The 10,305-nt window shown below is 71.5% G+C and carries 10 protein-coding genes and 1 pseudogene; 9 read left to right on the top strand and 2 right to left on the bottom strand.

Features of this window, described 5'->3' with window-relative positions; all coding sequences use genetic code 11:
* The first annotated feature begins 637 nt into the window (after window positions 1-637).
* Together R2S09_RS35980 and R2S09_RS35975 are read left to right on the top strand one after the other, a co-directional pair.
* Complete coding sequence (locus tag R2S09_RS35980) at window positions 638-2,254, top strand: flavin monoamine oxidase family protein (RefSeq protein ID WP_316745443.1); 1,617 nt, start codon at window positions 638-640, stop codon at window positions 2,252-2,254.
* Between the two features lie 50 nt (window positions 2,255-2,304).
* A pseudogene (locus R2S09_RS35975) lies at window positions 2,305-2,571 on the top strand (hypothetical protein); the annotation flags it as partial.
* A gap of 130 nt (window positions 2,572-2,701) precedes the next feature.
* Here R2S09_RS35975 and R2S09_RS35970 read toward each other — a convergent pair.
* Window positions 2,702-3,361 (bottom strand): CoA transferase subunit B, encoded by a 660-nt coding sequence (locus R2S09_RS35970; protein WP_306184989.1) that lies wholly within the window; start codon window positions 3,359-3,361, stop codon window positions 2,702-2,704.
* 2 nt (window positions 3,362-3,363) lie between these two features.
* Window positions 3,364-4,164 (bottom strand): CoA transferase subunit A, encoded by an 801-nt coding sequence (locus R2S09_RS35965; RefSeq protein ID WP_306184988.1) that lies wholly within the window; start codon window positions 4,162-4,164, stop codon window positions 3,364-3,366.
* Window positions 4,165-4,464: 300 nt separating this feature from the next.
* On the opposite strand from R2S09_RS35965, the gene R2S09_RS35960 reads away from it, so the two are divergent.
* Genes R2S09_RS35960 through R2S09_RS35930 form a run of 7 tightly spaced genes read left to right on the top strand, consistent with a single transcriptional unit; the run spans window position 4,465 to window position 10,283 of the window.
* Window positions 4,465-5,700, top strand: a complete 1,236-nt coding sequence (locus R2S09_RS35960) for a substrate-binding domain-containing protein (RefSeq protein WP_316745442.1) — start codon at window positions 4,465-4,467, stop codon at window positions 5,698-5,700.
* 4 nt (window positions 5,701-5,704) lie between these two features.
* A complete protein-coding gene (locus R2S09_RS35955) occupies window positions 5,705-6,517 on the top strand; it encodes an ABC transporter ATP-binding protein (protein WP_316745441.1) in 813 nt (270 codons plus the stop codon).
* The gene (locus tag R2S09_RS35950; RefSeq protein ID WP_316745440.1) at window positions 6,514-7,302 is read left to right on the top strand and encodes an ABC transporter ATP-binding protein; all 789 of its coding nucleotides are present in this window, start codon (window positions 6,514-6,516) and stop codon (window positions 7,300-7,302) included. The genes R2S09_RS35955 and R2S09_RS35950 overlap by 4 nt, the downstream gene beginning before the upstream one ends.
* Entirely contained in the window at window positions 7,302-8,189 is an 888-nt protein-coding gene (locus tag R2S09_RS35945) for a branched-chain amino acid ABC transporter permease (protein ID WP_306184980.1), read from the top strand. The genes R2S09_RS35950 and R2S09_RS35945 overlap by 1 nt, the downstream gene beginning before the upstream one ends.
* Window positions 8,186-9,319, top strand: coding sequence for a branched-chain amino acid ABC transporter permease (locus tag R2S09_RS35940; protein WP_306184978.1), 1,134 nt, complete (start codon window positions 8,186-8,188; stop codon window positions 9,317-9,319). The genes R2S09_RS35945 and R2S09_RS35940 overlap by 4 nt, the downstream gene beginning before the upstream one ends.
* Window positions 9,316-10,077: an alpha/beta fold hydrolase gene (locus R2S09_RS35935; protein WP_316745439.1), complete on the top strand. Its 762-nt coding sequence runs from the start codon at window positions 9,316-9,318 to the stop codon at window positions 10,075-10,077. Before R2S09_RS35940 ends, R2S09_RS35935 begins: the two co-directional genes overlap by 4 nt.
* Window positions 10,026-10,283: a hypothetical protein gene (locus R2S09_RS35930; protein ID WP_316745438.1), complete on the top strand. Its 258-nt coding sequence runs from the start codon at window positions 10,026-10,028 to the stop codon at window positions 10,281-10,283. Before R2S09_RS35935 ends, R2S09_RS35930 begins: the two co-directional genes overlap by 52 nt.
* The last annotated feature ends 22 nt before the right edge of the window (window positions 10,284-10,305 follow it).

The raw sequence follows: 10,305 nt of genomic DNA, 5'->3' as shown, positions 1-10,305 counted from the left end.
TGATCTGGCTCCTATGGACAGCCTCACACTCACCGGCCCCGTGGAGGCCGTTCCTGGGGGTCCCATGAGCGGAGGCCGAGCGCGTGAACCCGCCTGGCGGGGTCTCCCAGGAGCGCGCGACCGGGCGGGCCCGGCAGCTCCACGCCACGGTCGAACTGCGACGCCGCGTGCGACACCCCCCGGACCAGGCGCGCCGGCGAGCCGCACAGGCAGACCATGCTGCGCAGCAGGCACGCTACGCCGCTGAGACGGCGCGAGCCCGTGCACAGCGTTCGGAGAGTGGCCCCATAGCGGTATCGAGGCCCGAGTGGATGAGACAGGCGGCGGCCTGGGAGAGAGTCAGCGGCAGGTATCCCAGGTCACAGGCCGGCGCGGTGAGCTGGCCGGCGTACGGTGGCGGGCTCGAATGGACCAAGAGCATCCCCTTGGAGGGGAGCGGGGTCTTGCCGAATGTCAGTCAGCTGCTCCTGTGCGGAGCATGTGCGTGTGCATGGGCATGGCATGTAACACAGGGAAACGCTCTCGCCACGCCGGAGTGAGGTGGCCCGTAACACGCCGCTGTGAGGATCTCTTCGTCTTTCAAGATCACCACCGGTCTCGGACACCGGTGGTGCGTCCTACTGAAAGGGGATCCGCCATGGCAGAGCCTCAGCCGGGAACGGGCACCAGCCGACGTGGTTTCCTGCGGGCTGTCGGCATCACCGGTGGCGCCGGGGCCATGTTCGCCACCATGGGAGCCCTCGGGCTCGCCCCCACCGCCGCCTACGCCGCCGAGAAGGAAGCGCCCTTCATCGCTCCCCGACGCGGTGACTTCACCCTCCAGGGACGGGGCGGCAAGCCCGCCAAGGTCGTCGTCATCGGCGGCGGCATAGCCGGCCTCACCTCGGCCTACGAGCTCGGCAAGGCCGGATACGACTGCACCGTCCTCGAGGCCCGCGACCGCGTCGGAGGCCGGAACTTCACCGTGCGCGGCGGTGACACCGTCACCGACGTCAACGGTGTCACCCAGAAGGTGACCTTCAGTCAGGGTCAGTACATGAACTGCGGCCCGGCCCGTCTCGCCCAGTGGATGAACACCCTGGACTACTGTCGAGAGCTCGGAGTACCGGTCGAGGTGTTCACCAACACCAACGCCGGCGCTCTGATCTACAACGAGTCCACCGGCATGAAGGCCCCGGTCGCCTACCGCACCGCCAAGGCCGATGTGTACGGCTATGTCTCCGAGTTGCTCGCCAAGGCCGCCAGCGCCGGCGCCCTCGACGCCGAACTGACCGCCGCGGACAAGGAGCGGCTGCTCACCTTCCTCAAGAGCTACGGCTCCCTCGGCTCGGACTACAGGTACACCGGCACCGAACACCGCGGGTTCAGCGTCGATCCCGGCGCCGCGGGCACTCCCGGAGTGGAACTCGGCGACATACCGTCCCTGTCCGAGGTCTTCGCCTCCAACGTCGGCCGCTACTTCTCCTTCGAGTTCGGCTACGACCAGGCCATGCTGATGTTCCAGCCGGTCGGCGGCATGGACGCGATACCCATGGCGTTCGCCAAGGCCATCGGGCCCGACAAGATCCTCACCGGCGCGGCGGTCACCGACATCAGGAACACCTCCGACGGCGTCCAGGTCACCTACACCCGCAACGGCCGCACCAAGGTCGTCCACGCGGACTACTGCATCGCCACGCTGGCGCCCTGGATCCTCGCCCGGACCTCCCACAACCTCGGCTCCACGGTGCAGACCGCCCTTCGGGCGGTGCGGCCCTCCCCGGCCTCCAAGATCGGCCTGGAGTACAAGAGCCGCTGGTGGGAGACCGACTTCAAGATCATGGGCGGTATCACCGAGACCGACCTGGACCTGGACCACATCTGGTACCCGTCCTACGGTCACCTCGGCGAGCGAGGCACCGTCATCGGCTACTACAACACCGGCGCCCACTCCGACACCTACTCGGCGCTCACGCCGGCCCAGCGCCTGGAGCGCGCCGTCACCCAGGGTGTGAAGATCCACGGTGAAAAGTACCGGTCAGAACTCGCGGCCTGGTACTCGCACCAGTGGAAGCTCGCTCCTCACGTCGAGGGCGCCTGGCACTCCATGCCCGGCGGCCCCGACGCCCCGGCATTCGTCCCGCTCAACCAGGCCCAAGGCAACGTCTACTTCGCCGGCGACTACCTGAGCTACCTGGATGCCTGGCAGTGCGGCGCGATCTCCTCCGCCCGCAAGGTCGTCACCGAACTGCATCAACGGGTTCTGGCCTCCTGACTCGCCGCTCCTCTCCTCGAGCAGGCACCGTGGCCGTGGGCCCGCCCAGTTTCGACGGCTCGGGCTCCCAGCCGGAAGAGGTCCGGCTGCGCACCTCGCCCGGCGACTACGTCTTCGTCCCGCCGTTCGTGCCGCACCGTGAGGAGAACCCCGATCCCGCCGAGGAAGCCGTCGTCGTCATCGCCCGCAGCACCCAAGAAGCGATCGTGGTGAACCTCCCGCAGCTGTACGCGCCGGGGCAGGAGGACAACTGGCCACCATCCGCGCACACGTGCCGGCGCACCGGCAGCAAGCGGCCGCTGAATAGCGGCCGGTGAGGCTGGTGCCGGTGCTTGCCTGGGTGGGGGGCCTGGCGTACGTCCCCTGCCGCTGCCCGGCGGCCGCGCGTCGCTGTGCGACGGCTGAGGGACCGTCGCACGGACGGACCCGCGGGGCAGCCGCGACGGATCAGCCGGATGCGGGCGCCGACAGGCCCTGGTCGACGAGGAGGCGGGCGGAGGTCGCGGCCATGACCTCCCGCACGGAGACGCCCGGCGCGGTCTCCACCAGTCGCAGCCCCCCGGGGGTGACATCGATGACGGCCAGGTCGGTGATGATCCGGTCCACCACACGGCGACCTGTGGCGGGAAGACTCAACTCCTCGACGATCTTCGGGCTGCCGTCCTTGGCGACGTGCTCCATCACGACCAGCAGCCGGCGGGCACCGTGGACCAGGTCCATCGCACCGCCCATACCCTTGACCATCTTGCCGGGGATCATCCAGTTGGCCAGATCGCCATGGGCCGACACCTGCATGGCGCCGAGCACGGAGACGTCGATCCGGCCGGCGCGGATCATGCCGAAGGAGAAGGCCGAGTCGAAGTACGACGTCCCGGGGATGGTGGTCACGGTCTCCTTCCCCGCGTTGATCAGGTCGGGATGTTCCTCGCCGTCGTACGGGTAGGGTCCCACGCCCAGGATGCCGTTCTCGGAGTGCAGCACCACGTGCACCCCGTCCGGCAGGTGGTTCGGGATCAGAGTGGGCAGCCCGATGCCCAGGTTGACGTACTGGCCGTCGCGCAGCTCCTGGGCGGCGCGAGCGGCGAGCTGGTCGCGGTCGAGCGGCATGGTCACTTCTCCTTGGTGTCGGTGCGCGAGACGGTTGCTTCGGCGCCGGTGCGCGCCGGGCGCACGGTGCGGCGCTCAATGCGCTTGTCCAGCGACGGATCGACGGCGACCACGCGGTCCACGTACACGCCGGGCAGATGGACGGCGTCCGGGGGCAGTTCGCCCGCCTCGACGATGCGTTCGGCCTCCACGACGGTCACCCGTCCCGCCATCGCGCACAGCGGGTTGAAGTTGCGCGCCGCCGCGTGGAAGACGCAGTTGCCGTGCCGGTCGGCGACCGCGGCCCGCACCAGGGCGAAGTCGGCGGTGATGGCTTCCTCCAGCAGGTAGCGGCGGCCGCCGAACTCCCGTGTCTCCTTGGGCGGGGAGGCCAGTGCGACACCGCCGTCGGGGGTGTGGCGCCAGGGCAGGCCGCCCTCCTCGACCTGGGTGCCCACCCCCGCCGGGGTGTAGAAGGCGGGGATGCCGGTGCCGCCGGCCCGCAGCCGCTCGGCGAGTGTGCCCTGCGGTGTCAGCTCCACCTCCAGTTCGCCGGACAGGTACTGGCGGGCGAACTCCTTGTTCTCACCCACGTAGGAAGAGGTCATCCGGTCGATCCGGCCGGACCGCAGCAGCAGTCCCAGCCCCCAGTCGTCCACGCCGCAGTTGTTGGACACGACCCGCAGGCCGGACACGCTCGTCTCGGCCAGCGCGGCGATCAGCGTCGACGGGATGCCGCACAGGCCGAACCCGCCGACCGCGAGTGCCGCACCGTCAGGGATGTCCGCCACTGCCTGCGCGGCCGCGGCCATCACTTTGTCCATGCTGTTTCCTTCCCCACCGGGGTCCGTTCCGTTCGCCGGCCCGGCCTGCGCACGACGTGGCGATCAGGACCGGGTGTTTTTCACCTTTGCCTGCGCCGACGGTCACAGACCATGTGTGCCGATGCCATGACTGGGCCTCGAAGAGCAGTGGTTGACAACATGCCGCCCGTCGTACGGGGCTCCTAGGGTTCCGGCAACCACGCACCGCACTCCCGTCGTCGCGTACCAGGCCGCCGTCCTGGACAAGGCCCGCGAAACCCCGGCGACGGGCGGGCGACACACTGTCAGGAGCCGATCGTCATGCGTTCCCGCCTCACGGACACCTTCAGAAGCAGATCTGTTCGCGCACTCACCCTGATCGCCCTCGGCGCCCTGGTCGCGGGCTGCTCCTCGGCCGGCACCGCCGGCACCGCGTCCAGCGGCTCGGACGGCAAGGCCGCCCCCGTGAAGGTCGGGCTGGTCTACTCCCGCAGCGGACTGCTCGCCGCCTACGGCAAGCAGTACGAGGAAGGCTTCAAGGCAGGCCTCGCCTACGCCACGCACGGGACGAACAAGGCCGGTGGCCACCCCATCGAGGTCACCGAACAGGACGACGCGGGCGACCCGGCGAAGGCCGTCACAGCGGCCAAGACACTCGTGGGCAAGGGCTACAAGATCCTCGCCGGCACCACCGACTCCGGTGTGGCGCTGCAGATGGCGCCGCTGGCCGCGCAGAACAAGGTGCTGTACATCAGCGGTCCGGCCGCCACCGACGCGGTCACCGGCATCAACACCTACACCTTCCGCTCAGGCCGGCAGTCCTACCAGGACATCCTCACCGCCGGCACCCTGCTCGGCGACGCCAAGGGCAAGAAGGTCACCGTGCTCGCTCAGAACTCCGCGTTCGGACAGGCCAACGTGGCCGCGGTGAAGGCCGTCCTCGGCAAGAAGGGCGCGCACGTCGGCTCCGTACTCGCCCCGCCCAGCGCCACGGACCTCACGCCCTTCGCCCGCCAGACCAGGGACGGCAAGCCCGACCTGGTGTTCGTCGCCTGGGCGGGCGCCACCGCCCCCGCCCTGTGGACCGCGCTGAACCAACAAGGCGTGCTGGACTCGAGCAAGGTCGTCACCGGACTGGCGGGCACCGCCTCGTACCCGATCTTCGGTACGGCCGGCTCCAAGGTCGCCTTCCTCGCGCACTACTTCCCCGGCGCCGGCGCCGGCAACCCCGTGGAGAAGGCCATGCTCGACGGCATCACCAAGGCCGGCGGCACACCCGACCTGTTCAGCCCCGACGGCTTCACCGCCGCCCAGATGATCGTGCACGCGATCGAGTCCGGCAGCGCCACCGACACCTCCGCCATGGTCAAGGCGCTCGAGGGCTGGGCCTTCGACGGGCCCAAGGGCAAGGAGCAGATCCGCGAGACGGACCACGCCCTGATGCAGCCGATGTTCACGGCGCGGCTCAAGGGCAGCGGCAGTGCCGCCCGCCCCGAACTGATCGACAGCATCCAGGCGACAGACGTCGCACCACCGGCCACCAAGACGGCGGGCTGAGCAGATGTCCTCCTCGAACACGACGTCGCCGAACGCCGCGGGGACCCCGGACGCCGGGGAGGCCCGTACCTCCCCGGCGCCGGTGCTCCGGCTGCGTGACATCGGCTGGACGGTCGGCGGGGCGACCATCGTCGACTCCGTCTCCTTCGACGTCCGCGAAGGCGAGTTCCTGGCTTTCATCGGCCCCAACGGTGCGGGCAAGACCTCCCTGTTCAATCTCGTCAGCGGGCTCAGTCCGGTCTCCCGGGGCACGATCGAACTGGACGGCCACGACGTCACCGCGGAGGCCGCCTACGCCCGGGCGCGGCGCGGCCTCGGCCGCACCTTCCAGACCTCCAGCCTGTGGCCGGGCATGACGGTCGCCGACCACGTGGGGCTGGCGGCCCAGGCCGCCGACGGAACCTCGTACCGGATCTGGCGCCGTGCCGACGGCTACCCGGAGCAGGTCGACCGGGTGCTGGCACGAACCCAGCTCGCGCACCGCGCCGACGCGTGCGCCGACGCTCTCTCGCACGGCGAGAAACGCAAGCTCGAGCTCGCGGTCCTGCTCGTCGGCGAGCCCCGGCTGATGCTGCTGGACGAGCCGATGGCGGGCGTGAGCGCGGAGGAGGTGCCCGCGCTGACCGAACTCATCCGGTCGCTGCACAAGGAGGAGGGCCGCACCGTGCTCATGGTCGAGCACCACATGGACGTGCTGCTGGACCTGGCCGACCGGCTGGCCGTGATGCATCACGGAACGCTGCTGGCGCTGGACACCCCGCAAGCCGTGATGGCCGACCCCACCGTGCAGCAGGCCTACCTCGGGGAGGAGCTGTGACCCCCGCCCCGGCGCCCCTGCTGACCGTGCGGGATCTGCGGGTCGTGATCGGCGGCAGGCACATCCTGCACGGCGTCGACCTGGAGGTGGCCGCCTCCGGCACCACCGCGCTGCTGGGCCGTAACGGAGCCGGAAAGACGACCACCGTCCGCGGCATCCTCGGGCTGGTCCCGCGCACCGGCAGCGTGCTGCTGGCAGGCGAGGAGACCGTGCGCCTGACCACCTGCGCCCTGGTGCGCAGGGGCATCGGCTACGCCCCCGAGGACCGCGGTGTCTTCGCCGCCCTCAGCGTGGCCGAGAACCTGCGCCTCGCCGAGCGGCCCGGGGCTGGTGAACCGGCCTACGACCTGGTGTACGAGCTGTTCCCGGAGCTGAAACGACGCGCCCGGCAGGCCGCCGGCACCCTGTCCGGCGGCCAGCAGCAGATGGTCGCCATCGCCCGGACCCTGCTCAACGGCAACCGGCTGATCATCGCCGACGAACCCACCAAGGGCCTGGCGCCCAAGGTGGTCACCGAGGTCGCCCAGGTGCTGGAGCGCGCGGCCGAGACGGTGCCGGTCCTGCTCGTGGAACAGAACCTCGCCGTGGTGCGCCGCCTCGCCCGCCATTGCGTCGTCCTCGCCGACGGCCGCACCGCGCACCGGGGCCCGGCCGCCGACCTCCTCGCCGACGCCGAGGCGGCTCGCAGGCTGCTCGGCGTCGGCAGCACCGCAACTCCGCCCGCCGGCGCGCCTGTTCGCACCGCTGCGCGCCCCGCCGCCCGGACCACGGAGGCAGACGCCTGATGTCCACCGTCGTACTGCTCACCTTCACCGGGCTCGGCCTGGGCGCCCTGTACTTCCTGGTCGCCTCCGGCCTGTCGCTGATCTTCGGGCTGATGGACGTGCTCAACTTCGCCCATGGCGCCCTGCTGTCCGTGGGCGCCTACGGCACCTGGTGGGCCGCCTCCGGCCACCTGCCCGGTGCCGGGCCCGCCGGCGCCGGGTTCGCCCTCGCCGTCGTCTTCGGCACCGCGGTGGGCACCGTCGCCGCCGTGCTGCTCGAACTCGCCGTGATCCGCCCGCTCTACACCCGCCCGCGCGAACAGATCCTCGCCACGGTGGGCGTGGGCCTGGCCGTCCCGGCCCTGCTGTCCGCGATCTGGGGGTCCGACGCGCGGCCCTTCCCCGGGCCGAAGGCACTGGCCGGCACCTTCGGCCTGCTGGGCGCCGAAGTGCCGCTCAACCGCATCGTGCTCATCGGCGCGGCGCTGGTGGTGCTGACCGCGCTCAAGCTGTTCCTCGGCCGCACCCGGCACGGACTGGTCGTCCGCGCCGGCGTGGAGGACCGGGCGATGGTCACCGCGCTCGGTATCGACGTGCGCAAGGCCTTCACCCTGGTCTTCGCCATCGGCGGCGCGGCAGCGGCGCTCGGCGGTGCCCTCGGCGGCCTCTACTTCGGCTCCGTGGATCCCGAACAGGGCACCTCGCTGCTCATCTTCGCCTTCGTGGTCGTCGTGACGGGCGGCATGGGCTCGCTCACCGGCGCCGCCCTGGCCTCGGTGGCCGTGGGCCTCGTCCAGCAGTTCGCCAACTACTACACCACCGCAGGGCTCGGCGACCTCGCCGTCGTCGTCCTGCTCGCCGCCCTGCTGCTCGTCCGGCCGCGGGGGCTCACCGGGAGGCTCGCATGACCACCGCCACCCAGCCGCGCGGCGGGGCCCGCACGGCGGACCACCCCGTCACCACCCGCTCCGAACGGCTGCGGCGCGCCACCCGCTGGTGGCCCGCCCTGCTGCTGGCGGTGGTCTTCACCGTGCCCTACAGCGCGCTGCCGTTGCCGGGTCTCCTCGACGGCCCCATCGGCAGCCCCGGCAATCTCCAACTGCTCGCCCTGTGCCTGGTGTTCGGCGCCCTGGCCACCGGATACGACCTGCTGCTCGGCCGCACCGGACTGCTGTCCTTCGGCCACGCGCTCTACTTCGCCGCGGGCACCTACGTCACCAACACCGTCATGCTGGAGGCGGGCCTGTCGTTCGCCGTGTCCGCGCTGCTCGGTCTGCTCGCGGGGGTGGCGCTGTCCGCCCTGCTGGGAGCGGTCAGCCTTCGGGTCGGCGGCATCGGGTTCTCGATGGTGACCCTGGCCTTCGCACAGGCCGGGTCGATCCTCGTGCAGCGCGACCCCGGCGGCGTCACCGGCGGCGAGGAGGGCAGGGCCGCCCCCGCCGAGCGGCTGCCCGCCTCGCTGGTCGGCATCGAGCACACCGCCAACCTGTACTGGATCGCCCTGGCCTATCTCGTCCTGGTGCTGGTCGTCGTGCAGTGGACGGTCCGCTCGCCCATCGGCCGGGTCTGGGAGGGCATCAAGGAGAACGAACGCCGCGTGGAAGTGCTGGGCCTGCGTCCGTACGGCTTCAAACTGGCCGCCTTCGTCCTGGCGGGCACCCTGGCCGCGCTCGGCGGCATCGTGTACCTGCTGCTGACCGGAGGTGCCACCCCGCAGGCGACCACCTCCGACTTCACCCTGTCTCTGCTGGTGATGGTGGTGCTGGGCGGTTCGGGCACCCGGTGGGGCCCCATGGTCGGCGGCATCCTCTACACCTGGGCCGACCATCGGCTCGGCGACCTGGCCGGCTCGGGCGCGGTCGCCGGCCTGCCCTCGGTGCTGCGTGTGCCGCTCTCGCAGCCGCTGTTCCTGCTCGGCGCCCTGTTCGTCGCGGTGATCTACCTGCTGCCCGGCGGCGTGGTGCGGCTGCCGGCCCGACTGCGTGCCGCCCGTACGTCCCGTGCCGCCGCCGACCGCGAGGAGGTCCTCCAGCCGTGACCCGCACACCGCACGACCTGACGGCGGCCCGCCAGGGCGTGGTCGTACCGGCGTACGAGGAGCTCGACGTGCCGGTGCCGGGCGGGAAGCTGGCCGTGTCGCGCCGGCCGGCCGACGACCCGGGCGCGCCGGTGGTCCTGGCGCTGCACGGCATCACCGCCAACGGCGTGACCTGGGCGCGCGTCGCCCACCACCTGGCCGGCCGAGTCACCCTGGTGGCCCCGGATCTGCGCGGCCGGGGCCGCAGCGGCCGACTGCCGGGCCCCTACGGCATCGCGGCCCACGCCGACGACATGGCCGCCGTGGTGGACGCCCTGGGCGTCGGGCGGGTGGTGCTGACCGGCCACTCCATGGGGGCCTTCACCGCGGCCCTGACCGCCGTACGCCACCCGCACCTGCTGACGGCGCTGCTGCTGGTGGACGGCGGCGTGGGCTTCCCGGTCCCGGCCGGCCTGGACCCCGACGAGCTGATCACCTCGGTGATCGGCCCGGCCATGCGGCGGCTGTCCATGACGTTCCCGGACCGGGAGGCTACCGCGCGTTCTGGCAGGGGCATCCGGCCTTCGCCGGCTCGTGGTGGCCGTGGGTGGACGCCTACATCCAGCGCGATCTGGTGGGGGAGGAGCCCGAACTGCGCTCCTGCTGCGGTCTCGAGGCGGTGCGCACCGACGGCGTGGACCAACTCGGCGAGGAGGTGTCGGGTGCGGTGCACCGGCTGCCCCGCCCGGCCGTGCTGCTGTGGGCGGAACGCGGTCTGATGGACGAGCCGCAGGGCCTCTACGACGAACAGCGGCTCGCGACCGCCGGCCTCGACCCCGGCCTGGTGCGCACGCGGCGCGTACCCGGCACCAACCATTACACGGTCATCGTCGGCGACGAGGGCGCCCGCGTCGTGGCAGAGCAGCTGCTGGCCGCGGCCGGTGTGGCAGGACCCGAAGGGCCGAGGGACACGCCGTCACGGTGACCGCGCCGACTTCGGCCGGGGC

This window comes from Streptomyces sp. MK7 (assembly GCF_032658145.1).
Lineage (GTDB): Bacteria > Actinomycetota > Actinomycetes > Streptomycetales > Streptomycetaceae > Streptomyces > Streptomyces spiralis.
Note: the sequence above shows the minus strand (reverse complement) of the source record. Positions and strands in the feature narration are given on the sequence as shown.

What these genes read in the sequence shown, in the direction of transcription:
- R2S09_RS35980 (WP_316745443.1), top strand. Translation starts at nt 638, where the DNA reads ATGGCAGAGCCTCAGCCGGGAACGGGCACCAGCCGACGTGGTTTCCTG.
- R2S09_RS35970 (WP_306184989.1), bottom strand. Translation starts at nt 3,361, where the DNA reads ATGCCGCTCGACCGCGACCAGCTCGCCGCTCGCGCCGCCCAGGAGCTG.
- R2S09_RS35965 (WP_306184988.1), bottom strand. Translation starts at nt 4,164, where the DNA reads ATGGACAAAGTGATGGCCGCGGCCGCGCAGGCAGTGGCGGACATCCCT.
- R2S09_RS35960 (WP_316745442.1), top strand. Translation starts at nt 4,465, where the DNA reads ATGCGTTCCCGCCTCACGGACACCTTCAGAAGCAGATCTGTTCGCGCA.
- R2S09_RS35955 (WP_316745441.1), top strand. Translation starts at nt 5,705, where the DNA reads ATGTCCTCCTCGAACACGACGTCGCCGAACGCCGCGGGGACCCCGGAC.
- R2S09_RS35945 (WP_306184980.1), top strand. Translation starts at nt 7,302, where the DNA reads ATGTCCACCGTCGTACTGCTCACCTTCACCGGGCTCGGCCTGGGCGCC.
- R2S09_RS35940 (WP_306184978.1), top strand. Translation starts at nt 8,186, where the DNA reads ATGACCACCGCCACCCAGCCGCGCGGCGGGGCCCGCACGGCGGACCAC.